Annotated in this window: 21 protein-coding genes and 1 tRNA gene; 7 read left to right on the top strand and 15 right to left on the bottom strand. The window is 65.5% G+C overall.

What is annotated here, in order from left to right; genetic code table 11:
* Positions 1-17: 17 nt before the first annotated feature.
* The 6 genes from GIW81_RS09565 to coaBC form a co-directional block, all read right to left on the bottom strand.
* Positions 18-1049 (bottom strand): sulfate ABC transporter substrate-binding protein, encoded by a 1032-nt coding sequence (locus GIW81_RS09565; protein WP_324614950.1) that lies wholly within the window; start codon positions 1047-1049, stop codon positions 18-20.
* A 131-nt stretch (positions 1050-1180) separates the two neighbouring features.
* The gene (locus GIW81_RS09560) at positions 1181-3280 is read right to left on the bottom strand and encodes a family 2A encapsulin nanocompartment cargo protein cysteine desulfurase (RefSeq protein WP_154738984.1); all 2100 of its coding nucleotides are present in this window, start codon (positions 3278-3280) and stop codon (positions 1181-1183) included.
* Entirely contained in the window at positions 3258-4211 is a 954-nt protein-coding gene (locus GIW81_RS09555; protein WP_154738983.1) for a family 2A encapsulin nanocompartment shell protein, read from the bottom strand. Before GIW81_RS09555 ends, GIW81_RS09560 begins: the two co-directional genes overlap by 23 nt.
* 359 nt (positions 4212-4570) lie before the next feature.
* The gene (cysK, locus tag GIW81_RS09550; protein ID WP_154738982.1) at positions 4571-5572 is read right to left on the bottom strand and encodes a cysteine synthase A; all 1002 of its coding nucleotides are present in this window, start codon (positions 5570-5572) and stop codon (positions 4571-4573) included.
* A 117-nt stretch (positions 5573-5689) separates the two neighbouring features.
* The gene (gene dut, locus GIW81_RS09545) at positions 5690-6292 is read right to left on the bottom strand and encodes a dUTP diphosphatase (RefSeq protein WP_154738981.1); all 603 of its coding nucleotides are present in this window, start codon (positions 6290-6292) and stop codon (positions 5690-5692) included.
* Positions 6289-7533, bottom strand: a complete 1245-nt coding sequence (gene coaBC / locus GIW81_RS09540; protein ID WP_324614949.1) for a bifunctional phosphopantothenoylcysteine decarboxylase/phosphopantothenate--cysteine ligase CoaBC — start codon at positions 7531-7533, stop codon at positions 6289-6291. The genes dut and coaBC overlap by 4 nt, the downstream gene beginning before the upstream one ends.
* 177 nt (positions 7534-7710) lie before the next feature.
* Here coaBC and GIW81_RS09535 point away from each other — a divergent pair, with 177 nt between their 5' ends.
* The 4 genes from GIW81_RS09535 (at position 7711) to glpD (ending at position 12353) form a co-directional block, all read left to right on the top strand.
* Positions 7711-8355 (top strand): tetratricopeptide repeat protein, encoded by a 645-nt coding sequence (locus tag GIW81_RS09535; RefSeq protein ID WP_154738980.1) that lies wholly within the window; start codon positions 7711-7713, stop codon positions 8353-8355.
* A gap of 291 nt (positions 8356-8646) precedes the next feature.
* A complete protein-coding gene (locus GIW81_RS19220) occupies positions 8647-8937 on the top strand; it encodes a DUF4212 domain-containing protein (RefSeq protein WP_324614948.1) in 291 nt (96 codons plus the stop codon).
* Position 8938: 1 nt separating this feature from the next.
* Positions 8939-10843 (top strand): sodium:solute symporter family transporter, encoded by a 1905-nt coding sequence (locus tag GIW81_RS09525; RefSeq protein WP_154738979.1) that lies wholly within the window; start codon positions 8939-8941, stop codon positions 10841-10843.
* 25 nt (positions 10844-10868) lie between these two features.
* Positions 10869-12353 carry a glycerol-3-phosphate dehydrogenase gene (glpD, locus tag GIW81_RS09520; protein ID WP_154738978.1) on the top strand — a complete coding sequence of 495 codons (1485 nt, stop codon included), beginning with the start codon at positions 10869-10871 and terminating at the stop codon, positions 12351-12353.
* A 4-nt stretch (positions 12354-12357) separates the two neighbouring features.
* Here glpD and GIW81_RS09515 read toward each other — a convergent pair whose 3' ends face one another.
* Positions 12358-14166, bottom strand: a complete 1809-nt coding sequence (locus tag GIW81_RS09515) for an AsmA family protein (RefSeq protein WP_195930495.1) — start codon at positions 14164-14166, stop codon at positions 12358-12360.
* Between the two features lie 408 nt (positions 14167-14574).
* Between GIW81_RS09515 and GIW81_RS09510 the strand changes: the two genes are divergently transcribed.
* Positions 14575-15615 (top strand): succinylglutamate desuccinylase/aspartoacylase family protein, encoded by a 1041-nt coding sequence (locus tag GIW81_RS09510; protein ID WP_154738976.1) that lies wholly within the window; start codon positions 14575-14577, stop codon positions 15613-15615.
* On the opposite strand, the gene GIW81_RS09505 is transcribed toward GIW81_RS09510, so the two are convergent.
* The 4 genes from GIW81_RS09505 to GIW81_RS09490 form a co-directional block, all read right to left on the bottom strand.
* Positions 15612-17372, bottom strand: coding sequence for an ABC transporter permease (locus GIW81_RS09505; protein ID WP_154738975.1), 1761 nt, complete (start codon positions 17370-17372; stop codon positions 15612-15614). The genes GIW81_RS09510 and GIW81_RS09505 overlap by 4 nt on opposite strands.
* A gap of 39 nt (positions 17373-17411) precedes the next feature.
* A complete protein-coding gene (locus GIW81_RS09500; protein ID WP_154738974.1) occupies positions 17412-17867 on the bottom strand; it encodes a hypothetical protein in 456 nt (151 codons plus the stop codon).
* A gap of 65 nt (positions 17868-17932) precedes the next feature.
* Positions 17933-18979 (bottom strand): Fe(3+) ABC transporter substrate-binding protein, encoded by a 1047-nt coding sequence (locus tag GIW81_RS09495; RefSeq protein WP_154738973.1) that lies wholly within the window; start codon positions 18977-18979, stop codon positions 17933-17935.
* 151 nt (positions 18980-19130) lie between these two features.
* Positions 19131-20408: a sensor histidine kinase gene (locus GIW81_RS09490; protein WP_154738972.1), complete on the bottom strand. Its 1278-nt coding sequence runs from the start codon at positions 20406-20408 to the stop codon at positions 19131-19133.
* Between the two features lie 189 nt (positions 20409-20597).
* Between GIW81_RS09490 and GIW81_RS09485 the strand changes: the two genes are divergently transcribed.
* The gene (locus tag GIW81_RS09485) at positions 20598-20969 is read left to right on the top strand and encodes a phasin family protein (RefSeq protein ID WP_154738971.1); all 372 of its coding nucleotides are present in this window, start codon (positions 20598-20600) and stop codon (positions 20967-20969) included.
* A 185-nt stretch (positions 20970-21154) separates the two neighbouring features.
* Positions 21155-21231, top strand: a tRNA-His gene (locus GIW81_RS09480).
* Positions 21232-21365: 134 nt separating this feature from the next.
* On the opposite strand, the gene GIW81_RS09475 is transcribed toward GIW81_RS09480, so the two are convergent.
* From GIW81_RS09475 to GIW81_RS09460, 4 genes are all read right to left on the bottom strand, one after another.
* Complete coding sequence (locus tag GIW81_RS09475; RefSeq protein WP_210251922.1) at positions 21366-22478, bottom strand: peptidoglycan-binding domain-containing protein; 1113 nt, start codon at positions 22476-22478, stop codon at positions 21366-21368.
* A 107-nt stretch (positions 22479-22585) separates the two neighbouring features.
* The gene (locus GIW81_RS09470; RefSeq protein ID WP_210251921.1) at positions 22586-24094 is read right to left on the bottom strand and encodes an ankyrin repeat domain-containing protein; all 1509 of its coding nucleotides are present in this window, start codon (positions 24092-24094) and stop codon (positions 22586-22588) included.
* 95 nt (positions 24095-24189) lie between these two features.
* Positions 24190-25530 carry a hypothetical protein gene (locus GIW81_RS09465; protein WP_210251920.1) on the bottom strand — a complete coding sequence of 447 codons (1341 nt, stop codon included), beginning with the start codon at positions 25528-25530 and terminating at the stop codon, positions 24190-24192.
* 68 nt (positions 25531-25598) lie between these two features.
* Positions 25599-26189 carry a hypothetical protein gene (locus GIW81_RS09460; RefSeq protein WP_154738968.1) on the bottom strand — a complete coding sequence of 197 codons (591 nt, stop codon included), beginning with the start codon at positions 26187-26189 and terminating at the stop codon, positions 25599-25601.
* Positions 26190-26590: the final 401 nt, after the last annotated feature.

Here is a 26590-nt window from a genome sequence, read left to right as displayed (position 1 = left end):
CGTCGCCGCGTGTGGCGCTACTGCTTGATCGCAATCTGATCGTAGTTGGCGCCGTCGGCGAAGTGCTGCTTCTGCACGGCGTCCCAGCCGCCCAGCAGATCCTCGACAGAGAACGTCTCGATCGCGGGAAACTGTGCGGCGTTCGCCTTCAGCACCGCCTCGTCGCGCGGACGCAGGTGGTGCTTGGCGATGATCGCCTGGCCTTCCGGCGAGTAGAGGAAGTTCAGGTAAGCCTCGGCCAGCTTGCGACTGCCGCGCTTGTCGGCAACCGTGTTGACGACCGCGACCGGCGGCTCGGCGATGATGCTGACCTTCGGATAGACGACGTCGAACTTGTCGGCGCCGAACTCCTTGCCGATCAGCGCCGCCTCGTTCTCGAAGGTGACGAGCACGTCGCCCTTGTCCCGCTGCGTGAAAGTGGTGGTTGCGCCGCGGCCGCCGCCGTCGAGCACCGGCACGTTGGCGAACAGCTTGCCGACGAATTCCTTGGCACCGGCCTCGTTGCCCGTCTTCTTGAGCGCATAGCCCCAGGCGGCGAGATAGGTATAGCGGCCGTTGCCCGACGTCTTTGGGTTGGGAACGATCACCTCGATCCCCGGCTTGGCGAGATCGTCCCAGTCCTTGATGCCCTTGGGGTTCCCCTTGCGGACGAGGAAGATGCTGGTCGACGCGTAAGGCGCGGCGTTGTTGGGAAACTGCTTGCGCCAGTCGGCCGAGACGAGGCCGGGCTTCACGAGCACCTCGACGTCGGGTGCCTGGTTGAAGGTTACGACGTCGGCTTCCAGGCCATTGGCCACGGCGAGCGCCTGTTTCGTCGAGCCGCCGTGCGACTGGTTGATGGTGACCGTCTCGCCGGTTTTCTTCTTCCAGTCGGCGGCAAACGCGTCGTTGATGTCCTTATAGAGCTCGCGCGAGACATCGTAAGACGCGTTGAGCAGCGTCGTCGGCTCGGCGGCGAGCGAAGCACCGGCGCCGCCCGTCATGAGCAGCGTGGCGATCACGATGCGGCGCGGCGCGATTGTGCGTAGGAAAGTGCTGGCAAGTGCCATCGGTCGGTTCCCCTCGATCCCAGTAAGGCGCGGTAGATAGCCACCGCGCTTGGAAAGCGGGAACGAAGAAAATCAGCTTTGCTTATTTTCGTTCGGAGGGACGCGGGCGATGGCTCGCCCGCGTCGCATTCCTATAGGCCGCGCCGGCCGCGGCCGGTCTGGATGCGCAACAGCGTGGCGATGAGCGCGTCGACGTCGTCCGTCGTATTGTAAAGCGCCAGCGACGGCCGCACCGTTGCCTCGAGCCCGAAGCGGCGCAGGATCGGCTGCGCGCAGTGGTGGCCGGAGCGGACCGCGATGCCCTCCTGCGCCAGCGCCTTGCCCACGTCCTCGGAGCGGCATTCATCGAGCACGAACGAGGCGACGCCTGCCTTCTCGTGCGCCGTGCCGATGAGGCGCAGGCCAGGCACGCTGAGCAGCCCTTGCGTCATGTAGCCGAGCAGCTCGTGCTCGTAGGCGGCGATGTTGCTCATCCCGATGCTCATCAGGTAGTCGATCGCCGCACCGAGGCCCACCGCGTCGGCGATGTTGCCCGTGCCCGCCTCGAAGCGCGCCGGCGGCCCGTGGAACGTCGTCTTCTCGAAGGTGACGTCCTGGATCATGTTGCCGCCGCCCTGCCACGGCGGCATCGTTTCCAGGATGCTCGGACGGCCATACACCGCGCCAATGCCGGTCGGGGCGAACATCTTGTGCCCGGAGAACACGAAGAAGTCGGCGTCGAGTGCCTGCACGTCGATCGGCATGTGCGAGACCGACTGCGCGCCGTCGACGATGGCGATCGCCCCGTGACGATGCGCGATCGCCACCATCTCGGCGACCGGCGTGATCGTGCCGAGCGCATTCGACACCTGGCTCAGCGAGGCGATGCGCGTGCGCGGCGTGAACAGCTTCTCGTATTCCTCGAGGATGATCTGCCCGGTGTTGTCCACCGGCGCCACCTTCAGCACGGCGCCCTTTTCGGCGGCGAGCTGCTGCCAGGGCACGATGTTGGCGTGGTGCTCGAGATGCGTGATGACGATCTCGTCGCCTTCCTTGACGTTGCGTCCGCCCCACGCCTTGGCGATGAGGTTGATGCCCTCCGTCGTGCCGCGCACGAAGATGATGCTGTCCGGTGACGGCGCGTTGATGAACGCACGTACCTTGGCGCGCGCCGCCTCGTAGGCGTCGGTGGACCGCGCCGCCAGAGTGTGCGCGCCGCGGTGGATGTTCGAGTTCTCGTTCTCGTAGAAATAAACGAGGCGATCGATCACACTCTGCGGCTTCTGCGTCGTGGCACCGTTGTCGAGCCATACGAGCGGGCGCCCGTTGACGTTCTGCTGCAGGATGGGGAAGTCGCGGCGGATCGCGTAGGGATCGAACGCGCGCACGCCGGTGATGCCGGCAGCCGGGGTGCCGAGATTAGGGCTGTGCTGATAGCCGAGCCCGCTCAAGTCGAGCACCGACACGTCGAGCGCAAACGGCAGGGCCGGGCTGGAGGCGACCGGCGCCGCGGCGGTGGGGGTCGCGCCGACGCCTGAGCGTGGCGACGGATCATAGGCAGGTGCCGCGCTGCGATCGAGGAACGAATAATTGTCGCTGGGCACGGCGGAGCCCATCGCCGGACCGTGCAGCGCGCTGGCAGCATACGGTGACGGCGCATCCGCGAAGCTCGGAATGAGCGACAGTGCGCCCCCCAGCGAATAGGGCAGCGAGGCAAAATCGGGGTCGCTCGCCATGCCGCGCGGAGGCGCTGGCACCGCAGGCGCACCGCCGACCGGCAGCGGCGCGGCGGGCAGACCTACCGATGGCATAAGCGTCATCGCCGGCTCCGGCTTGCCGCCCTGTTGCGGGGCAATGCCCGGCGTCGGCGCCGACTGCGCCTGCACCAGCATCGGCTCGCCCGCGAACACTGGCGCCGACGGTTGCGCCGCACCCGATGCGGGGATCGGCATCGGCGGCAGTCCGGGATTGAGGTTCGGCGACAGCGGCAACTGCAGCGCCGGAACGCCCGGCACCGAGTTATACATCGGCTCGGCGGCGAACACAGGCGCCGACGGCAGCGCCGCGCCCGGTCCCGGCACTGGCGCCGACGGCGGCGATGCGTAGAACGCGTTCGCCATGCGCGCGATGGTGGCGGCGTCCGGCAGGTCGGCGGCCGGCGCATAGCGCGCCGCCTCGCCGGCTCCGGGGGTTGCCGCTTGTGCCGCGGCTGCTGGCGCGTCCGTCACGTTACTTGGCTGCCGGATAGTCATGGTACTTACCCACCTCAACATCATCGAGCACGCCGAGTGCGTCTTCCGTATGGACGGCGAGCGAGCAATAGAGCGAGATCAGGTAGGAGGCGATGGCGCGCCGGTCGATGCCCATGAAGCGCACCGACAGACTGGGCGAAACCTCGCCCGGAACGCCCGGCTGGAACAGGCCGACAACGCCCTGCTTCTTCTCGCCGGTGCGCAGCAAGAGGATCTTCGACTTGCCGTTGTTGGTCAGCGGCACCTTGTCGGACGGCACCAGCGGCAGGCCGCGCCAGGTCAGGAACGGCGAGCCGAACAGCGTCACCGTCGGCGGCGGCACGCCGCGGCGCGTGCACTCGCGGCCGAACGCGGCGATGGCGCGCGGATGCGCGAGGAAGAACGACGGCTCCTTCCACACCTTGGCGATCAGCTCGTCGAGATCGTCCGGCGTCGGCGCGCCCGAGCGCGTCGAGATGCGCATCGACGGCGCCGTGTTGGCGATCAGGCCGTATTCTTTGTTGTTGATGAGCTCGCTCTCTTGCCGCTCCTTCACCTTCTCGATGAGCAGACGCAGCTGCTCCTGGATCTGGTCGAAGGGGTGGCTGTAGAGGTCCGAGACGCGCGTCTGCACGTCGAGCACGGTGGTCACCGCGTTGAGGAAGTACTCGCGCGGGTTCTCGTCATAGTCGACGAAGGTTTCGGGCAGGTCGGCGTCGCGGTCGCGCGGCGGGCTGCACTCCACGTCGAGAGACTTGGCCGAGGTCGCGCCGCGCGTTTCCTTGACCTTGTTGAGACGGTAGATGCCGGCCTCGACGGGGGTCCACGGCATGAAGGGAATGAGCCAGCGCGGGGTGATGCCGCCCCATTGCGCTCTCGTTTTCGTAGCGTTGGCTAATTGCCTTGCTGCGCCTTCGGCCAACGTGCCGCGACCTTCGCCTTCCTCCGCCATAACGGATCCCTCCTGAACATGCCTCATCGCGCGCGGCCGTCGATGGCCACGCTGTTTGATCGGCGGGCGTTGTCGTCACGCCCGTATCAATGGAATAAGTTTGCGAGTTGCTCGCTGCGGAAGGATTTAGGTTCTGCGAGAGCGCTGTCGCAAGCAATAATTAGCCGCAGCGTGCGCTTTCATTCGCTATGACGAATTGATCGTCTGAAAGATTGTCGGCGGCGAACCAGGCAGCGCATTCGCTGCGTGAAAGACTTCCTGTATTGAATCACGCGATTGCAAAATCGAGATGCGAATCCGGATGAGAGCTTACGAGCCCGCCGTTTCGACGCCGGGCTCGTAAGCTATCGACGCTCACCTCAAGTCGGCTTGCTCGGATCGAGGAAGAGATCGCTGGTGTAATAGCGCTCGGCCGACGACGGCGCGAAGGTGACAATCGTCTTGCCGACGTATTCCGGTCGCTCCGCGACCGACAATGCGGCAGCAACGTTGGCGCCGGTGGAGATGCCGCCGGGAATGCCTTCCACCTTGGCGACGAGGCGCGACACCTCGAACGCCTGCTCGCTCGACACGGTGACGATCTCGTCGATCAGTCCGGTGTCGAGGATCGATGGAATAAAACCGGCGCCGATGCCTTGGATTTTGTGCGGGCCGCGCGGCTTGCCGGAGAGCACCGGGCTCGTCGTCGGTTCGACCGCGATGATCTTCAGGTCCGGCTTGCGCGGCTTCAGGACGCGCGCGACGCCGGTGAGCGTGCCGCCGGTGCCGACGCCGATGACGATGGCGTCGACTTTACCCTTCGTGTCGTTCCAGATCTCTTCCGCCGTGGTTTTCTCGTGCACGAGCGGGTTGGCCGGGTTGTCGAATTGGCCCGGGATCACTGCACCGGGGATGGTTTTGGCGAGCTCGTTGGCGCGCTCGACCGCGGTGGGCATGCCGCCGGGGCCGGGCGTCAGCTCGAGCTCGGCGCCGAGATGGGTGAGGATCTTGCGCCGTTCCATCGACATCGTTTCCGGCATCACCAGGATGAGCCGATAGCCGCGCGCCGCCGCGACGAAGGCGAGGCCGATGCCGGTGTTGCCCGACGTCGGCTCGATGAGCACCGTGCGGCCCGGCGTGATCTTCCCGTCGGCTTCCAGGGCATCGATCATGGCGACGCCGATACGATCCTTCACCGACGAGAGCGGATTGAAGAACTCGAGCTTCAGGAGAATGTCGGCCTTCACCTTGGCGGCGTGCGCGATCTTCGACAGGCGGACGAGCGGCGTGTGCCCGATAGTCTCGGCAATCGAATCGTAGACGCGGCCACGGCCCCAGGTCTGGGTGGCGGCAAGCGTCTTAATCTGCGGGGTGTCGTTCATCGGGGTGTGCCTCGTGTCATGCGGCCGAGCGGGATCGAGTGCCGCGGCCAATGGTCTCATCGGCGGCTGCGATGGCACGTTGGGCGAAAGGCCGACGCTGTCAAGGTGACCTGGCGATCAGCGATTGCGGGCGCCCGCCTTTGCTGAACGCGTTTTTTTTGAGCCGCTGGCGGGCGATGGGATGGATTTCTTTTCCGGCACCGCTTTGCGAGATCGCTCATTCTCTTTGGCGCCACTCTTGCCGGTCGAGCCGAATCCGCCCGCGCCACGCGCGGTTTCCGTGACCGCGATCACCTCGATCAGCTCCGCGTGCGTGACCGGACTGACGACGAGCTGAGCGATGCGCTCGCCGCGGCGAATCTCGAACGGCGCCTGCCCGAGGTTGGCGAGGATGACGCGCACCTCACCGCGGTAGTCGCAGTCGATGGTGCCCGGGCTGTTGAGCACGGTGACGCCGTAGTTCAGCGCAAGACCCGAGCGCGGGCGCACCTGCGCCTCGTAGCCGGGTGGCAGCTCGATGATCAGTCCCGTGGGTACGAGCACCCGTGCGCCGGGCGCCAGCGTCATCGGAGCTTGCACATCGAGGGCGGCGAGCAAGTCGAGGCCGGCGGCGCCTTTCGTCTGATAGGCGGGAAGCGGCAGGCTGCGGCCGTGGGCAAGGCGCACCACACCGACGCGGACGCCGGCGCCGCTTTTTCCCGGTCGACGCGCTGTGGTCATTCGGCAGCCGCCGCGCCGCGACCCAGGTGCTCGGCGGCGCGCTGCATGAGGCGCAGCGCCACCTCGTCCTTGCTCAGCGGTGGCCAGTCCTCGGCGCTATCCGCGGTGACGAGGCGCACGGTGTTGGAATCGCCGCCGAAGGTTCCTGTGGGCGCCGACACGTCGTTGGCGACGATCCAGTCGGCGCCTTTCGACTTGCGCTTCCTCGCGGCTTCGCCGGCGACGTTGGCCGTCTCGGCGGCAAAGCCGATGACGAGAAGTGGCCGGCCGGAGCGCAGCTTGCCGACGTTGCCCAGGATGTCCGGGTTCTCGACGAGGTCGAGGCTGGGTTTGTCGCCCGACTTCTTGAGCTTCTGCTGCGCCTCGGCAGCTGTCCGCCAATCGGCGACGGCCGCGGCGAACACCGCGACGTCGGCCGGCAGGTTGCGCTCCACGGCGCGGAACATCTCCTGCGCCGTCTCGACATGCACGACGTCGACCCCCTGCGGATCGGGCAGCGCCACCGGCCCGGTGACGAGCGTCACGCGGGCGCCAAGCCCGGCGGCGGCGCGGGCGATCGCGTGGCCCTGTTTGCCGGACGAGCGGTTGGCGATGTAGCGCACGGGATCAATAGGCTCATGCGTCGGGCCGCTGGTGACGAGCACATGCCGGCCGAGCAGCGGTCGCTTGATGAGGCGCGCCACCGGCGTGCTGCGACGCTCGGCGAGGATCTTGTTGGCGGCGACGATGATCTCCGGCACCTCGGCGAGGCGTCCGGGACCGGCCTCGTCGCGTTCGGCCATCTCGCCGGTGTTGGGACCGACGAAATACATGCCGTCGGCGCGCAACTGCGCGACGTTGCGCTGCGTCGCGGGGTTGAGCCACATGCGCCGGTTCATGGCCGGAACCACGAGCACCGGCTTGTCCGTCGCCAGCAATACCGTCGAGGCGAGATCGTCGGCGTGGCCGCCGGCCATCTTGGCGATGAGGTCGGCGGTCGCCGGCGCGACGATCAACAGGTCGGCGTCGCGCGACAGGCGGATATGGCCGATCTCCTGCTCGTCGTCGAGGTCGAACAGGTCGGTAAACACCCGCTCGTTGGTCAGCGCGCCGACCGATAGCGGCGTCACGAATTGGGTCCCCGCCCGCGTCATGACGGCGCGCACGCTGGCCCCCGCTTCGCGCAGCCGGCGGATCAGGTCGAGGCACTTGTAGGCGGCAATCCCGCCGCCGATGATGAGCAGAATGCGCTGTTGTTTCACGTGGGACGCACTCGAAGATTGCAGTAGACCAACCCTAGCATACACGGCGGCGGCAAGGGGTTAAGCGGGTTCCCGGCATTACCTTTTGCGCCGCCGGAAGCCACCGGCTCGGTCGTCGCCTCGATAAGGCCCCGTTTCCTGTGGTTTCAAAGAGCAGCCTGATTTCGAGGGACGTAAATGGCCTACGCCCGGACCTTTGCAGCCGCCGCCGCGATGCTCGGCTTCCTGGGCGTCGCTGCGCTGGCGGCGGTTGACGACCCGATGCTCGACTGCCTCAGCGAGGACAACCAGCGGCGGATCAGCGGGTGCTCGACCCTGATCGACACGCCGGGTCTGCCCCAGGAGCAGCGCAGTCTCGCCCATGGGATGCGGGCGCTCGCCTATTCTCTGCTCGGGCTGTTCGACAAGGCCCTGCAGGACTACGACGAGGCGCTCAAGATCAACCCCGACTATCCCCTGGCCCTGAACAACCGCGCCTGGTCCTACTACAAGCTCGGCCGGCCGCGCGATGGCATCGCCGACGTGGAGAAGGCGCTGCAGATCTCTCCCGCCAGCCCCTACGCGCTCGATACCCGCGCCCACATTCGCCAGGCGCTCGGCGACGCCAAGGCGGCATTCGACGACTACGACCTGGCCATGCGCGCCGGCGGTACGCCAATCGTGAAAATGTACCAGTGCGGATTGCGCTCGCAGGGGCTCTACTTCGGAGCCGTCGACGGCGTCTATTCGACGAGCGTCGAGCACGCCATGCGCACCTGCACCGGCAACCAGCAATGCGATCCACTGCCGTCCGATTCCGAGTGCCGGCCCGAGGTTTCATAGTCGGCGCGGCGTGCTCAAGATTGTTGTGCAAATCGCTGCACTGCATCAGGAATTTGTACCGGGCGGTATCACTTGACGCAGGGGGACGTCTCACCCATGGTGCCCGGGCCGACGAGTCGCGGACCACTCAGTCGGCCATGCAAAAACAATAGGGTCCAAGTCTAGGGAGAGGATCCCAGGCGGGGGGATGCGGGAGCGTATCGCCCCGCCTTCTAGTTTCAACGCCGCCATTCCCTCGCGGCCGTCCGCGTCACGAGACTGTCGCAAAGGCTGGCGACATGTACCGGGTTCATGCGGTTCATGCACTGGTACGAGCGAGTCGGGGGCGCAGTGCGCGAAACTCCAATCTCAACCCCAATCTCTGGCGATGAGCAGTCCAAGCGATTCCCGTTCGTGGCGCTGGCGTTGTGGGCGTTGTTCGCGTTCGTCGTGCCGTTGCTCGTGCCGGCGTTGAACATCGTCGATGTGCTAGCGTTTCCGCTCGGCTACTTCATGGCGGCGCAGGGCATCCTGATCGCCTTCGTCGTTATCGGCCTTCTGTCGGCGCGTTGGCAGGATCGCCGTGCCGCCAAGGGTCCGTGAGATGACGCTCGACGCCCCGAGCACCGAGCCGTCGCGCATGCGTGCGCTGGCGGTGTTTCTAGGCTTGGGAGTTTCGATCCTGCTCGGCGTCGCGGTGCTCGTCATCTTCGGCAGGGCCGGGGCCGCTGCCACGTGGATCGACGGCGGCTACTGGGCGCTCGGCATCGGCATTGCCGCCCTGCTTGCGGTCGCGGGAACGCGTGTTCGTGCGCATTGGGGCAGCCTGATAGGCGGCCTGACGATCGCGGTCGGCACCGTCACCGGCGCATTCTTTCTGGCGCTCGCCGGCGCAATATTTTCGATGGGTTTCGACGGTCTTGCCTTTGCGCTGGGGCTCGGCGCCGGTTGCCTGCTGCTGCAACTCGTCGTCGCGCCGCGCTTTGCCCAAACGGGGGCGCAATCGCTCGCCGATCTCTTCGCCCTACGCTATCCGGGGCGTGCTGCCCGCATCGCCTGCGCGCTCGCCGTCGGCATATCGATGCTGACGCTGCTGGTCGCCGAGCTGATGGCGACCGGCCTCATCGGCTCGCGCCTGCTCGGTGTCGACTACGGATTGGCTATCGTCGTTGGCGCGTTTGCCGTCTTCGCCTGCTTCATCGTGCGCGGCAGGGGCAGCGGTGGGCTCGACGGGCTTCTCTTTCCAATTCTGATTGTCGCCGTGCTCGTGCCGCTCGTGATGCTGTCGGCTTCCTGGTATGGGCTACCGGTGCCGCAGATCGCCTATGGCAACGCCCTCGCCCAGTTGCAGGGTCTGGAGGAGAGCCTGCTCGAGCAGGAGCTTGCCGACCCGGCCTACATGAAGCCGATGATGACGGCGTTCCTGACGCTGACGCCTCTCAACTTTGCCGGCATCGTGCTCGGCCTCGCGCTGGGCGTAGCCGCCCTGCCGAGCCTGTTGCGCCGGCAGGGCGCGGCCGCCGGCACGGTCCGGGACGTGCGCTGGTCGGCTTTTTGGGCGCTCGTCTTCGTCGCGTTCCTGCTCACGCTCGCGCCGGTCGCGGCGGCGTACGCGAAACTGCAGATCGCCACGCTGATCGGCGACCGCACGCCCATCGCCAACCTGCCCGCCTGGGTGTTCACCTACGGCAAGCTTGGGATGTTGCACGTCTGCGGCCAGGCGGCGACCGATGCTGCAGCGGTTGCGCAGGCTTGCGCGGCACTGCCCGACACGAGCGCTGCCTTGCGCCTGCAGGACATTGCGCTCGACCCCGACATCGTGACGCTCGCGCTACCCGAAATCACCGGGCTCGATAGTGTCTGGCTCGGCGTCATGGCGACGGCGGCGCTGGCAACGGCTCTGGTGGCTGCGCTGGGTCCACTGACGTCGGTCGTGCGCGCCGTCATTGGAAATCACGCCGATGCGCACAGCGAGCAGCGCACGCCGCGCCTCGCCTCTTATGGCGTTGCCGCCGTGGCGCTCGCTGCGACCGCGTTCGCCGCCGTTGCGCATCCCGGCGGCATCGTCGAAGTCGCAACTTGGAGCTTCACGCTTGTGGCGTCTTCGCTGTTCCCGGCGCTGTTTGCGGCGCTTTGGTGGCGACGCGCGAGCAGCTACGGTGCTGCTGCGGCGATGCTCGCCGGACTTGCCGTGGCCCTGGTCTACCTTATCGGCCCGCAGGTTTTTCCGGTGCCGTTCTTCGAAGCTACCGCCGTGCTTTCGAACGCCGGTGTGTCGGGCCTCGAATACCTCGGTGAGCTGAAGGATGCTTGGTCGGCCGCCGAGCCTGGAGCAGCGAAGGACGCGGCCTGGACGGCACTGGAGGCATATGCGCGATCCTCAGCCGACTGGTGGGGCATCAGCGGGCTTGCGGCGGCGCTTGTGGCCGTGCCGGCAAGTATCGTGACGCTCGTCGTCGTGTCGCTGCTGGCGCCTGCGGGACGCCGCGCCGCGGAAACGGCCCCGTAAGCTCCGGCGTGATAGGGTCGCGCGCATGATCTACGACCTCGTCGTTGCCGGTGGCGGCATCAATGGTGCCGGCATCGCGGCCGATGCCGCCGGACGCGGCCTCACCGTACTCCTGGTGGAAAAGGCCGATCTCGGGGGGGCAACGTCCTCGGCGAGTTCGAAGCTCATCCACGGCGGCCTGCGCTATCTGGAACACATGGAATTCCGGCTGGTGCGCGAGGCACTGCAGGAACGCGAGGTCCTGCTGGCCAACGCCGGTCACATCATCTGGCCGCAGCGATTCATCCTGCCGCAAACGGCAGGCGGCCGGTCCTCGCTGATGCTGCGCGCCGGGCTCTTCCTTTACGACAACCTCGGCCAACGGCGGCAAATCCCCGCGTCGGCGGCGATGAACCTGCGCGCCGATCCGGCGGGTTACGCACTCACGCGCGATATCACCCAAGGCTTCGCCTATTGGGACTGCCGCGTCGACGACGCGCGGCTCGTGGCGCTCAATGCGCGCGCCGCCGCCGACAGGGGCGCGGTGATCAAGACGCGCATGCAGCTCCGCTCGGCGCGCGTCGAGGATAGCGTCTGGATTGTCGAGGTCGAGGGCGACAACGGCGTGCGGACGGTGCGCGGACGCGCGCTCGTCAACGCGACGGGACCGTGGGTGCGCGCCGTCAGCGGGTCCATCGGCACTCTGGTCGAACCTGCGCCGCTGCGTCTGGTCAAGGGCAGCCATATCGTCGTGCCGCGCATCGCCGGCGCCAACGATGCCTACCTTTGCCAAAGCCCCGACGGCCGCGTCGTCTTCGCCATTCCCTACGAGGAGCGCTTCACGCTCATCGGGACGACGGAGATCACGTATGCGGGCGATCCGGCAGCCGCGGCGATCGGCGACGACGAGCAGGACTACCTGCTCGACGTAATGCGCCGGTTCTTCGCCGAGCCGCCCAACCGCGGCGATATCGTCTGGACGTTTGCCGGCGTGCGCCCTCTCTACGAGGACGACTCGTCGGCCCATGCGGCGGCCGTGTCGCGCGACTACCGTTTCGAGCTGAGCGAGGCCGACGGCGCTCCGCTGCTCACCGTACTCGGCGGCAAGCTCACCACCTATCGGCGTCTCGCCGAAGCGGCGCTGGCAAAACTCAAACCCTACTTCCCCGGCATGAAGGCGGCGTGGACCGCATCGACCCCGCTCCCCGGCGGAGATCTTGGTCAGGCAGGTCTTTCCGGGTTCATCAAAGAGATGTGCCGGCGCAATCGCGGCTTCGACGCGGCGTTCCTTGGGAGGCTAGCGCGTCGCTACGGCACGCTTGTCGAGGACGTTCTCGATGGGGCGGAGAGCCCTGCCGGGCTGGGCGCGCAGCTCGGCGGCGGCCTCACCGAGCGCGAGGTCGTCTACCTGCGCGACAATGAATGGGCGCGACAGCCGGAGGATATCCTCTGGCGGCGGACGAAGTGCGGATTGCACATGAGCGCCGATGAGCGCGCCGCTGCGGCGGAGGCCATCGGGCGGTTGCTCTGATGGCCTAGCCGGGGCTCGGCGGCCCGTACTGAGAGGCCTTGTCGAGGGGCGGACCGGTGCTGACAGCGGGTGCCGACCACGGCCCGCGTACGCTGATGATCTCGCTCGGCTTCAGTTTCAGGACCGTCGTTCCCGTTTCCGGGCTTTCAGTGGCCGGCTTGGTCACGTCGCCGACGGCAAGCTGCATGTCGAGGCTTCGCTCGGGCAAGCTGATCGTACCGCTGGCCCGCAGCGCCCGTGCACCCGAGACCGCCTCGACCGCTTGCGTGCGGAGCACGCCCTTGCTGACCGTGAAGCGGGCGTCGAGCTTGTCGACGGAGATGGCGCTGGTGCTCACGTCCTGCCATGTTCCGATGGTGAGCGGCTGGCTCTCGGGTGCGGCGAGCTTGTTGATGTCGAGGCCGACGCGACCGGCCTCCAGCAGCGTCACATATAGCTTGCCGTCGAGCGACTGCAGCAGGCTTTCGCCGGTGTTGCCGGTTGCGTTTAGATCTACGGTGATGGCGCCGCGCCCCTGAATGGTCGGATGACCAAAGATGAGTTGGGCTGGTCGCGCCACGTCGGCTGCCTCGAACTTGGCTTGCATGCCGTAGTTCGGATTAGCACCGCTCATGTCGATGCGGATCTGGCCGCCGCCGCGCGTACCGTCCTCGAATTCGAGCTCAGCGATGTCGGCGAGCATCTTGCCGTCGCGCAAGGAGACCGTGGCGGCGCTGCGTCCGATCGTGGTGGCCGGCAGCGTCAGGCTGTCGGAAGAGATGCGGAAGTCGGCATCGATGGCCTGGATCAGCGGAAACTCAAGGCCGCTCGCGCGCCTGACCATCGCCAGCAGGCTGTCGGCGGTTCCCGATGCGGGGTCCGCACTCTTCCAATATTGCGTGAGGTCGAGCGCCTTGAGGCCGAGCGTACCTTCTACCGTCGGCCGCACACCCGCGAAATTGATCGAGAATGTGCCGTTGGCGTTGTTGTCGTCCAAGTCGAGGACAGCGTTCTGGAAGGCGATGTTGCGGCCGACCCATTCCACCTGGCCCTTGGCGCGGAAGGCGCCGAAGCCCTCTTCTCCCGGCCAGTTCACGCCGAGCCAGCGGGCCGCCGCGCGCAGATCTGCCGCCTTGAACTCCGCTTGCGGCGCCAACAGCTGCGGGTTCTCTCCCAGCATCAAGCTACCGTCCAGCGTAGCGGTCAGCGGAGCGCCGCTGAACGACGCGTTGAGAGGGCGCGACATGCCTTGCGCATCGAGGCTTGCGCCGATCACGGTGTCGAAGCTGACGTTCTCTCCGTGGAAGTCGAACGAACCCGATGCGAGGATTGCCCCGTTTGGTTTTGAATCGATGGTGGCGTTGACGTTGTTCAGCTCGACAACCGATCCGTCGGCCATCTTCACCCGCACCGTGCTGTCGCGCACGACGAGCCCATTGAACTGCATCTTTTGCAGCGCCTTGACGAGTGGGGCGATGTCGTTGCCGGAGGTGTCACGCGAGAGCGTCGGCTCGTGCGCGGAGAAGTCGGCCGTGAAGGTGGCGGCATTCAGCGTCATCGGCGGCCCGCCCGTGATGAGCATGGCGATCACCTGGCCGCCGCGGGCGAGCCCCGTGCGGTGCGGCGGTACCGACAGTGTTCCGGATTCAAGCTCTATCGTCGGACCGCTCATCAGGCGAACCGGCGACGACAAACTGTAGGAGTTGTTCGAGGCAGCGAAGACCGCGCCGCTCTGGAGCGCGATGCGGCTATAGCGATCGCTGAAGAGGAGCGGGGCAGCGAGCAGGATGACGAGGAAGCACAGTACGGCAAGCGCCCAGGTGTAACGTCGCATGGATTGCTTCGGGCGTTTCATAGACCTTGCCGCCTCAGCACGCGCCATCCAGCATCAACTCGCAAAGCTACCAGAGGGCGATCTTGGTATCTTCGGCGGAGGTTCTAGTCTTAAAGGCGGCTCGGTCGGGGTGCAAGACGCGACCACGCCCCGACGACGTCTAGCGCCGAAATTTCTTAATGCCGGACCATTCTTATACCCGCGGCAGAGCCGTGGCGAGACGGGCGCGTCGCGATGCCCACGCTTTTGCAAGCGGCGCAAGCAGATTGGTGTGGACACAGCATGCAAGAGAATCCGTGTGCATCGCTTCGTCGGAGGCTCCACGATGACTGGGGCTCAGCTTGCGCCGGCTGATTCCCTCGTGCACTTTCCGCCGGGATCGACCGGACGGAGCAGCGGAGCGTCGCATTGAGGCAGCCGTTCGTCATCGAAGGTCTGGCCGTCGAACCCGGCAAGCGGCGGCTGGTCGATCTGCCGATTTCGAAGCTTTCTAATCACGCACCGGTGACGTTGCCCGTGCACGTGCTGCACGGCGCCCAGCCCGGGCCGACCATGTTTGTCTCCGCCGCCATCCATGGCGACGAGCTCAACGGGGTTGAGATCATCCGCCGGCTGCTCCGCACGCTCGATCCGCAGAGCATCAACGGCACGCTGCTGTGCGTGCCCGTGGTCAACGTTTTCGGCTTCATCAGCCGCTCGCGCTATCTGCCCGACCGGCGCGATCTCAATCGCGCGTTTCCCGGCTCCGCCAATGGCTCGTTGGCCGCACGCCTAGCGCATCTCTTCCTCACCGAGATCGTCAAGCGCTCGCAAGTAGGGATCGACCTGCACACGGCCGCCATCCACCGCATCAACCTGCCGCAGATCCGCTGTGTTTTCCGCAAGCGCCCGCGCGTACAAGAGCTCGGCCGCGCGTTTGGAACTGCGGTCATGCTCGAAAGCCAGGAACGGCCGGGCTCGCTGCGCGAGGCTGCCCGCGAAGCCGGCGTCGACGTGCTGAGCTACGAAGGCGGTGAAGGACTGCGGTTCGACGAGTTCGCCATTCGAGCGGGGGTCGACGGCATCACCGGCGTCATGCTGAAGATGGAAATGCTCGACACGATCGAAGGTGCGGAGATGCCGGCGGCGGATAAGAAGGCGCCGGTCTTGATCAACGCCTCCGGCTGGGTGCGCGCGCCGGAAGGCGGCGTGTTCCGCACGACAAAGCGCATCGGCGACGGAGTGAGCGTCGGCGAAACGGTCGGCCACGTCGCCAATCCCTACGAGGACACGGCCGTCGAGATCAGCTCTCCGCGCCGCGGTATCATTATCGGGCGCACGACGCTGCCCATCGTCAACATGGGCGACGCGCTGTTCAACATCGGCTGGTCGGAAGAGTTTCCTGATCGGGCCTCTCCCGAGCGGGAGGTGTTGGACGACCCGATGGACGAGGACGAGCCGATCGACTAGCCGCTGGTGCGGCTGCCTCCCGGTCGGCCGCCGGCAATCGCCTCGTGCAGCAGCAGCACCGGGATCAGCCCGACGAGCACGATGGTGAGCGCGCCGAGCGAAGCTTGCTCCAGCTGCTCGATGGAGGCGAGGCTGTAGACGTGCGTGGCCAGTGTCTCGAAGTTGAAGGGCCGCAACAGCAGCGTCGCCGGCAGCTCCTTCATGCTGTCGACGAAGACGAGAAGTGCCGCCGCGCCGAGCGGCGGCACCAGCAGCGGTAGGTGCACGCGCCACAGCACCGACAGCGCGCTTTCGCCGAGCGTGCGTGCAGCGGCGTCGAGATTGGTCGACACGCGGCCGAGGCCGGCTTCGATCGGCGCCAGGGCGACGGCCAGGAATCGGATCACGTAGGCGAGCGTGATGGCGAAGAGTGAGCCGGATAGCAGAAGCCCCGTCGACACCCCGAAAGTGGAGCGCGTGAGGGCATCGACCTGGTTGTCGATGCCGGCGAGCGGGATGAGCAATCCGATGGCGAGCACGGTTCCCGGCACCGCATAGCCCAGTGCCGCAACGCGTCCGGCGTTACGCACAAAGCGACCAGGCGCAACGCGCCGCGCGTAGGCGAGGATTAGCGCCACGGCGACCGCCGCAGCTGCCGCGAGGGTGGCGAGCAGCAGGCTGTTGCCGGCTGCCGGGAGGAAGCCGCTCGACAGCGCGCCCTTGAGATGCGTCGCCGCGTCGGGCGCGATCACGATGAGCGGCACGACGAAGCCGAACACGAACGGCAGCGCCGCCAGCGTCGCCGCCGCTACCCCTTTCCAGCCGGGTATCTCCTGGAAGGGGATGGCGCGATAGCGGCCCGTCGTGTGGTGGCTGCGTGCTCCACCACGTGCCGTCCGCTCGGCAGCGAACAGGCCGGCGACGAGTAGCAGCATCACCGTAGCGATCTGCGCCGCGCCTCCGATATTGGAGCGCTGCACCCAGGTGGAATAGATGCTCGCCGACAGCGTATCGACGCCGAGATACTGCACGGCCCCGAGATCGTTGAGGCATTCCATGATGACGATGGCGACGCCAGCGGCGATGGCCGGGCGGGCGATCGGCAGCGCGACATCGACGAACGTCGCCAATGGCGTCCGGCCCAGCGTGCGCGCCACCTCGAGCACGCACACCGACTGCTGAGCAAAGCTCGCCCGCGCCGTGAGGTACACATAAGGATAGAGCACGGCGGTCAGTATCAGGATGGCGCCGGGAAGCGAGCGGACCTGCGGGAACCAATAGTCGCCGACGCTGGTGAAGCCGAACGCGGCGCGCAGGTGTGTCTGCACCGGGCCGGCGTAATCGAGCATTTCCACGTAGCAGTAGGCGACGATGTAGGTCGGCACCGCCAGGGGTAGGACGAGCAGGCGGTCGAGGATTTCGCGGCCAGGAAAGCGGTACATGGTGACGAGCCATGCGGTTGCCGTGCCGACGAAGAACGCCAGCGTCGCGACGCCGCCCGAGAGCAGCAGCGTCCGCGCCACCGATCCGGGGAGCACCGTCGAGACGAGGTGCGGCCAGATGTTGTCGGCAGGATTGAGCGCCAGCCAAACGACTGTGGTGATGGGTAGTGCAACGGCCGCGAGGATTGCAGCGACGATGGCCGTCCATGCCGGCGACACTGCGCGCGTATGGCGGTGGGCAACGAGTGAAGCAGTCGCGTGGCCGAGAATTCCGTACAGTCTATCGCGGAGGCGCGGCGGGCCCGCGGATACCGGCTCGGGGCCCTGGACGATCATTGGCCGCGATGCCTTCCGTCAGTGGCTAGCCCCGCGCGCTCAGCAGAGGTTGCGCGTCGGGGTGACGAGACCAGCGCCCATGAACGCGGTGCCGGGAGACAAAACCTGGCCGGCGTCGCGCAGGCAGCGCGCGAAATTGTCGGCACCTTCGATCGCCTCGTCGACCTCGTCGGAGCCCAGCAGCGCCACGGCGCAGGCCCGGAAGGCCGGGCAGCTCGAGTGCTGGCAAGCGGCGACCATGGAGATGGCAAGGCACTCGTCGCGGCAGAAGCGGCGGCACTGCGCCGGATAGACTTCGATGCGGCGCTCCGCGGAATCCTGCACGGCGCGGACCCAGCAGGCGAGCTCGGTCATGAGCGGCTTGGCGGCACGCGGTCCGACGGCGCGCGAGACCTCCTGCCAGGCGACTTCCCAGCAGCCGATGTCGCTCGTCTGGAAGCCCTGCAGCCAGCAGCGGAAGCCGACGCCGACGAGGCGCTCGGCGGCGGGGAACATGGCGGCCGCCGGTATCGCGGAATCGCGGGACAGGCGGCTTCTCTGGAATCTATCGATCTCAGACATCAGTTTGTGGGCCCCTGATCGAATTGAACACGGTCGATGAGTTCGGAAGCCTGCTTGCGCAGAGCGGCAATCTTGGCGAGCGGCAGCCGATCGGCCTTCAGCGGTCCCCAGCTCGCGACGAGCGGCGAAGCGGGAACGTCGTCGGCCACGGGATATTCGCCGTTGGCTTCCGCATAGATCTGCTGCGCTTCGTGCGAGGCCAGGAATTCCATCAGCCGCAGCGCGTTGTCCTTGTTCGGCGGATTGGCCGTCATGGCCATGCCGGAGACGTTGACGTGCGAGCCACGGTCGGCAGTGTTGGGGAAGATGATGCGCACGGCATCCGCCCAAGCGTTCTGATCCGGGTTCTTCAGCATCGCCGCCATATAGTAAGTGTTGCCGACGGCGATGTCGCAAAGGCCGGCCTGCACGTCACGCACCGCCTCACGGTCGCCGCCGGCCGGCCGGCGCGCCAGGTTGGCCTTCACGCCGTTGAGCCACTTCTCAGTGTACTCTTCGCCGTGGTGGGCGATCATCGAGGCGACGAGCGCAACGTTGTAGGTGTGCTGGCCGGAGCGGATGCAAATCTTGCCGCGCCACTTCGGGTCGGCGAGCTCCTCGTAGGTGATCGCGTCCTGCTTCACCCGATCCTTCGAGGCATAGACGACGCGGGCGCGCCGCGTGAGGCCGAACCACTGGTCCTTGTCGTCGCGCAGCGAGGCCGGGATCGTCTTGGCGAGCACCTCCGAATGCACCGGTTGCGTCACTCCGGCGTTGACCGCCTGCAGCAGGAGGCCTGACTCGTTGGTCAGCAGGAGGTCGGCGGGGCTGTTCTTGCCCTCGGCGGCGAGGCGCTCGATGAGACCGTTGGTGGAGAACACCACGTTGGTCTTGATGCCGGTCTCTTTGGAGAATTGCGAGAGCAGCGGATTGATCAGACCCGGCTCACGATACGAGTAGATGTTGACCTCGCCCGAGGCGTGCGCGGGCTGGGCGAAGGGAGTGCTCGCGAGAACGAGCACGGCGACGCACGTCGCGTTGCGCAAGATGGCGCTGAGTGACCGCATTGATGGCTCCAATAGTCGGGGTTCAAGGCCCCGGTATCGGCTGTTGTCCCGCGGGGCGAGAGTGGCGTGCCCCACACATAGGTCATCCCTAACGTGCGCGCGTGGACACAGTCAACAAAAGTGGAAGCCGCACCAATAGATTAGAAATCGTCTAATTTGAAAGTGGGGTTCCACGCACGACACGGTCGCGCGGGAAGACGAGAGCGACAGCGGTCCCTTCGCTCAGCGCACTATCGATCTCGAGCCGCGCGCCATTGGCCTCGGCGAGGTTACGCGCGAGCGGCAGACCGATGCCGTGGCCGCCCGCCTCCTTGCGCTGCGGATTGGCGGGAACTTCTGCCTTCAAAGCGGCCTCTATCGCCTCGTCGCTCATGCCGGTGCCCGTGTCCTGCACGGCGACGAACACCGAGCGATCGAAGCCGAGCCCCGTCACGACCCGTACGTCGCCCCCGCGTGGCGTGAACTTGATGGCGTTGCTCAGAAGGTTGAAGAGGATCTGCTTCACCGTGGTGGAGTCGGCGGTCACGTGCGGCAAACGGCCGTGGAACTCGTGCGTGAGTTTCAGGCCCGCCTCGTCCGCAAGCGGCCGCAGTGCCGAGACCGAGCTGTCGGCGAGCGCATTGAGGTCGAGGTCGGCCGGTTGCAGTCCGGCGCCGTCCTCCAGCTCCGGCTCGCCGCCGAGCAGCCGATTGATGAGCGCCAAGGCGTGGCGCGCATTGTCGTGAATATCGGACGTGTAGCCGAGGTAGCGCGCGTTGCCGATGTCGCCGAAGCGCTGATCCTTCATGATCTCCGCGGCGGCAGCGATGGCGCTCAACGGCGTGCGCAGCTCGTGTGCCAGCTTGGAGACGTGCGCGGCGGTATCGGCGGCCGTCGAGGGAGCCGGCTCATCCTCGTCGTCGTCCAGCACCGGCATCTGGCTGCGGCCGCCGGCGAAGCCATTGCGGATGGCCGAGGCGATCTTGCTCATCGTCGCCGCGTCGTCGGCCGTGGGGATGATCGTGGGCGGCAGCGCCACGGGCCCCGGCTCGGGGGTGGGCGATGCGACGCGCTTTGGGGCGCCCGAGGCAATACTGACGAGCACGAGCTCAGGCGCGGCCACAGTGGCAGCGTCAGCTACGGCTTCGACGTCGCAGACCAGGCTTTCCGCGCCGTATGCCGTCCAGAAGATGAGTGGCTCGCGCCGGCCGCCGTCGAGCGGCTCGCGCAGCATGGCGCGCAAGCGGACGAGGCCGGGCATGGCGGCATCCAGCGTTCCGGAGGCCGCATCGGGTCGAAGGCCCAGGCGCGCGGCACCGGCGGGATTGGCGGCGAGGACGCGGCCTCTCGCGGGATCGATGACCCACGCGGGATCGACACAGCCCGCAAGTGCCTTCTCGGGGCCGGCTCGGGTCGATGGCAACGATGCGCGCGGGCCGTCTACTGGCATGGGCGAAACCCCAAGGCTTCAAATCTGTTAGCGCGCCGAACAGCTTCCGTCCACGAGCCGAACGTCGGGCCGTCCGGTATCCACATTCATTTCACGACCCCTCGGCGGCAGATCGGGCTATATTCTCTCCCAGCCCGAAAACCAGGAGCGGGTCAGCCAATCATCCTGGCTCCAGGAGGAGATCCCCCGATGTCCGACAAGCCGCAATTCGAGTTCCCGGAGGCCGTCCGCGAACTCGCCGAGCGCAACGTCGAGCAGGCTCGCAGCGCCTACAATCAGTTCATCGACATGGCGCGCAAGGTCCAGGAGACGCTCTCAGCGTCGCAGGGCGCGATGACCAGCGGCGCCGCGGAGATGCAGACGCAGATCGCCAAGTTCGCCGAGCAGAACATCCAGGCGAGCTTCTCCTTTGCCAGCGAGCTGTCCCGCGCCCGCGATCTCAAGGAGTACATCGAGATCCAGCAGCGCTATGCGCAGAAGCAAATGCAGACATTCGCCCATCAGGCGCACGTCCTGGGTCGGCTTGTCAGCGAGGCGGCCCAGAAGGTCCAGCCGCGCTAGGGAAGCAGCCCGCCGACCTTGCCTCGGAGCGGCCGGCGCTGTATTTGAGCGGTCCTGGGGCCACTAGGCCCTCTGGGTGGCGACTTGGGCACTCGGCGCAAAGCTCCGCCCGCATGCGATTTGGCCGGCGGCGCGGAATTGACTTTCCGCCTGTTGCTGACCTAAGTCGCTGATGTTGTTGGTATGCCGCCTTAGCTCAGTTGGTTAGAGCGCTAGATTGTGGATCTAGAGGTCACCCGTTCAACCCGGGTAGGCGGTACCACCAAAATCGATAGCTTGGCGTGATGGGCCAGCACAGGATTTGCCCAGACGGACCGTCGTCGCACCGAGACTGCAACTCCGTCACGCCCCAGTCCGACATTCCGTCCCCACAGGCGCGCGACTAAGCCCGGTGGCTCAGCGGGGCAAGAAGTCGGCCATTGCATCGGCAGCCGAGACGCCGAACTCATAGGCGTTGCGCGTGATGCGCTCGCGCATGCTCTCGTTCTTCTCTCTTTCGATGTGCTCCATACCGATCCTGATGCCCGTCCTGAATTGCTCGTCACTTAGAGGGAACCAGTAGCTGGCCTCGTGTGAGAAGACGGAGCGTGCGAGGAGGAACATCTGCTCGTTGTCGTTGAATTGCACGACTGTATTCCGGTCGAGGAGGCCATTGCTGTACTTGTAGTAGTCTCTGAGATACGGCTCGGCGGGGGGGCCACCGCCGCGATAAAACTCCACGATCTGGGCGACCGTTGCGGAGATTTTGTTCGGAACGTTCCTCCAGAACCAGAAGCGCCACGCGGCGACGCCATACTCCGGCGACGAAAAGACCATGGTTACGTTATCGTCGTCTGAGCCGTCGGAATGCGTGTTTCCGACAAAGCCTGGGAATGACTTGCGCCACGATGCCCGATTGATCGCACCTGGATTGTTGGTCCTCAACGCCCTTGCCGTCAGCGGATTGGAAAGTACACGCGGGGCGTCGGGCCAGTGGCTGAAGAACCCGTCTTTGGTCAGCGATTTGAAGTGCCATGCGGTCTGGCTAGTTTCACTGAACGGTGCTGCGAGCACACGATCCTTGCCGTTCATCCAGTTGGTGAGACCGAGCGCCTCGCCCGTCGCCCGGTCGACCTTGCCGGTTTGCGGAAGCCCCTTGCTCTGCTGAAACCTTCGTACCGCTGTAGTCGTGGAGGTTCCGAACTTCGAATCCGCTGTTATGTGGAGGATGCTCTGGATCAGACCGGTCATGTGATGTGGCCCTGGCGGGTTCTTCTCCTCGAAGACTGGTTCGCGGGCCGCGGGTTCTTCATTGATGTAGATGGTGCGCACGAAGCCGCGCTGTCCGTTCTCGGGGCGCCCCGGCGCCACGAGTGTTACTTCGCACCAGCTGTCGTGGCGTTGCAGGATGTTGACCTGCGTGCCATCCGCGATCGGCTCCGCGAGTGCCGGTGGCGATGAACTGCTCATCTGCGTGTACAAATGTGGCGCGCCGTACACGCGAAAGACGCTTTCGGCTTGGGCCAACATCCTGCGGCCTCCTGTTGCAAAATCACTTCTGACAATCGCCGTGAACATCGGTGCGCGATGCGCTCAGTATGTCTTGAACTCGATCGATGCGTGCCGGCTGGTGCCGGCTAGCGCGCTTGCAATAGCTCCCGCATCCTTGTGAAGTTACCTCGTGCCGACATCGACGTTAGGGTCTCTTCGCCGGTGCCAATGGCATCAGCTACGGTCGCGCCGGCGGGAAGCTCGTCGACTAGATTGTCCGCTGCGTCCGCTTTGGTTGCGGCAACGTTGCGCGTCTTATCGGCGCCGAGCTTGAGCAAGGCTGCAAAGGCGTTGACGGCTCCGTGCATGGCCGCAACATGCAACGCGCTGCGCCCATAGTGATCAACTCGATTGAGGTCGGCGCCGAGCTCGTGCAGGACCGTTATCGCCTTCGCCGCGTCCATCTGCGCTGCCAGCACGATGGGCGGCACGTCGCTCGCCGCTCCGTTGATATCAACACCGGCCGCCTTCAATCGCCCGGCGATCGCCAGGAGCCTGCGGCTGCGCGCTTCGCGCTCCTCAGAGTTCGGTAGCTCCTGCGCCGCTTCCCAGAAGACGATCCACAAATGCCACAGCGTTCGCTGGTTGGCGCCGACGATACGCGTCAAACGGTCGTAGTTCTGCTCGACCATGGTCTCTAACACGGATAGCCCGCCGTCCCCGAAGTTCGCCGCTTCCAGCGAAGCGTCGACCACAAGATCGTAGACCTCGTCGGGCTCGATCTGCGTCGGCGCGATGCGCTCCGGTGCGTCATGGCGCAGGCTGGCCCCACCGCCGAGGGGCGAGAGCTTCTCGGTTGCCACGACCGGTCCCGTATACCAGGAGGGCGACAGCTTGCGCCTACCGCTGGCGGGCGGCTCGCCATCGACGACGAGATAGGCGTCCTCGATGAGCGCCGAGTTTGCTTTTGGCATCCTTGCTTCGCCCAAATGAGCACGCATGAGGTCGATGAGGCCGATGGTTCGATTGACGCTGGCTTGCAGGTTGATGTCATCGGAGGCGTCGGCAATGCCCGAGGTGACATTGAGGCAGCCCGTGGTCGATTTGAAGCCGCCGGCTGGATGAAAAAGGATCGCCTCCCGCACCCAGGTGTCGGCGTCCCTGACGCGCACCCCAGGTCGCGGATAACTCGTATCGCGCTCGTAGCCGAACGTCCGATAATTGGTGTTAGTGGTGCCGTGTGCGCGGCCTTGAACCTGCAGGCGATACGTCCCTGCCTTGATACGCAAGTCGGCGGCCTGCCCCGTGCGGGTATTGTCGCCCGGGCCGCGCGGCTCGACCATGTGGCCCTCGGCGCCGGCAAGCTTGCTTCCGTTGTAGTAGGCTGCGTAGGTGCCCACGGTGCGGCGCGCACCGCCGCGCTTGTCCTCGCGCAGGCGCTTGACGTGCAGCACGAACACGTTGGGCCCGAGGTTAGGGAACGGATTTTGCGCCTGGTCGTCGGCGGGCGTCAGAAAAATCGTCCGCACAAAGCCGCGCGGCTGGTCCGGAAGCTCGGTCAGCTTGACGTTCGACCACTCGCCTGATTCCGCCTCGCGGACGGCACGCGCGCCGTCCGGAATTTCCTCGAGGAGGACTGCGCCAGAGCCGGCCAATTCAAGAAGCCTCGGTCCGCCAAATATCTGGAACATCTGAGTCTGGGGCATATCGGCACCCATTGAACGGCGAATAAAAACGACGTCGAATACGGCTAATCAACTTTCAGTAAGTCGAAGAATTCAGGCGTCATCGCCCCCGTTTCGGTCGTGCCGTTGAGTTTCTGGGCCAGCTTAATGGCGGCCCGCGTCTGCTCGTCGATCTCTTCTTTCTGTCCGAATGCCGCGCCGGCGAATATAGGATCGATCTGCGGATTGGTCTTGTTTTTGTCAAACCACACTTGAAGTCTCTTGTGGAGAGTCTTTTTGCCGGGAGTCGAGCCAAATCTGGCACGCTCGAAGGCATTGAGATACCGCCGCGGATTGGTGAAGCACGTGCCCAGACTGGAAATGGCCGTGGAGTCGGCATCCTGCTCTATATAAGAGTGTTTCCCACGGTTTATTCCCTGATAGTACCACGAAATCTGAATTCGGGTCGGCTTGGTTTCATCGGCTCCGCCGAAGTCGCCGTCTTGCGGAGAGATGCAGAGCGCCGCCTGGATCTCCTTGCCTCTCGCCAAGCTCATCGCCTGCTCGGTCGTCGATGCCGGATGGGGACCGATGATCTTCTCGCTCGGTATTGGCCTCGGAGTGGTTGGCTGGGAGGGATCTTGGCCGCCGTGACCGCCGTTCCCGCCGGAGCCACCGTCGCCACCGCTCGAGCCGGGTATCAGCGGTATCGCGTCGAGGCTGGCGAGCACTGGGCTGCGGTCGGGCACAGCGACGCGCTCTCCCACAACGTATTTCACGCTGACGATGGTCGAGTTGATCTCGGCCTCGATGGTCGCCGGCAGACACAGCCGGATATATCCGCGCACCGCGTAGTAGACGCCAACGCTACGGTCGATCGACCGGTTCTTTAGTCGGGCGAAAAGCTCTTCCCGATAGGCGTTCTGCAGCTTGCTGACGAGTTCCTCGACCGACTTCTTGCCGGTATCGAGGATGCGGCGGGAGTAATAGTTGTTCAGCGTCGATTGGGAGAAGCCGAACATGCTCTCGACGACGGTCATTGCCGTGGCGCCCGCCTCGGCGAACCCCATGACGACCTTGGTGGTGCTCGTCGTGTCTTGGAGCTTGCGCGTAAAGTAGGCCTGATCCCGCCGCGCGCGATCCAGTGAGCCAAGGTAGGCATCACAGCGCTCGTCGACGTCGTTCAGCGAGGCGAACAGCACCATCTTCCATTGGTACGGCGTGAGGTCCGGGTGACAGTGCGGCTGGCCCGCCGTATCAAGGTAGTAGAGCTCTGGCGCTGCCAGGCACATGGCGCCGAAATACTTGTCGGGCGTCTCGGCGCGGGCTTCCGCCTCGGGCGAGTAGACCGTCTCGCCGATGCCGGTCAGCAGCAGCTCGTTTTGACTGCAGCCCGACATGATGACCGTGCTGGCGACGACGAGCATTCGTACGGCGGTGGCGAACCTCCCTGTGGAGCCATCGCCCGGTGCCGCCAGGAGGTTCCATTTCCGCTTCATTGCACGAGCGCCCGCAAACTTTCGAGGTCTGGATCAACCGTTGGCGTGGCGCCCGACATCACGGGGTCCAGGTAGCCGCCTCCTTTCGTGTAGTAGTGCGCGCCGGAAGTCCTGACCGGTCGGCCCTCATTTAGGTAGACTATGCTGTCGAGGGTCGAGTTGATGCGCGCTTCGATGGTCGACGGCAGGCAGATGCGCAAGTAGCCGCGCACGGCATAGAAGGCGGCTGGCTTGCTCCTGATGTAGATCATGTACTGGTCTTGCAGGAGCGTGCGGTACGCCGTCTGCCGCTTCAATACGAGGTTCTGTACGGTGCCTTCCTCCACCTCGAGGATCAGGCGGGAGTAGTAGTTGTCGAGCGAGCTCTCCGCGAGCCCGAACGCGGCCTCGATGATGCCAATGGCCGTAGGGCCGACCCCGGTCGTGCTTAGAATGATGCCCGCCGTGCTCGTGGCGCTTCTCAACTCGGCGAGGAAAGAGGCGCGGTTGCGTTTCGCCTTATCGAGCGTCGACAAATAGGCTTCGCAGCGATCGTCTATATCGTTGAGCGAGGCAAGGACGGCGCTTCGCCATCCTGCTGCGTGCATCCTGTTATAGTCGCAATAATAGGACATTCCGGCTGGCCGCGGGCCAATAAGTCCGGCGCGCCGGCACATCCAGCCGAAGTATTCATCCTGCAATTCGGCGCGAGCAATCGTGTCTTGGACGAATAGCTCGGTGCCGATGCCGCTCGTGAGTGGATCCTCACCGCTGCACGACGTCAAAAACAATAAAATGACAGCCGCAACTAAGGGCTTCAGCAAGGACGCACGCATTTTTTTTACTCACAATATGGAGGCAGATTGGACGAAAAAAACTGCCCGTGGAAGTACGGCGCATCGCCGGTTCTTATTTTGCGACTCTCAATGTGGCGGGCCGGCAACTACGCAACTCCATATGCGCGGTTTTCCGCTGAAAATAGATCGGCGTTTGCGCGTCTTAAGTTGGA

This window comes from Hyphomicrobium album (assembly GCF_009708035.1).
In the GTDB taxonomy this organism is placed as follows: domain Bacteria; phylum Pseudomonadota; class Alphaproteobacteria; order Rhizobiales; family Hyphomicrobiaceae; genus Hyphomicrobium_A; species Hyphomicrobium_A album.
Note: the sequence above shows the minus strand (reverse complement) of the source record. Positions and strands in the feature narration are given on the sequence as shown.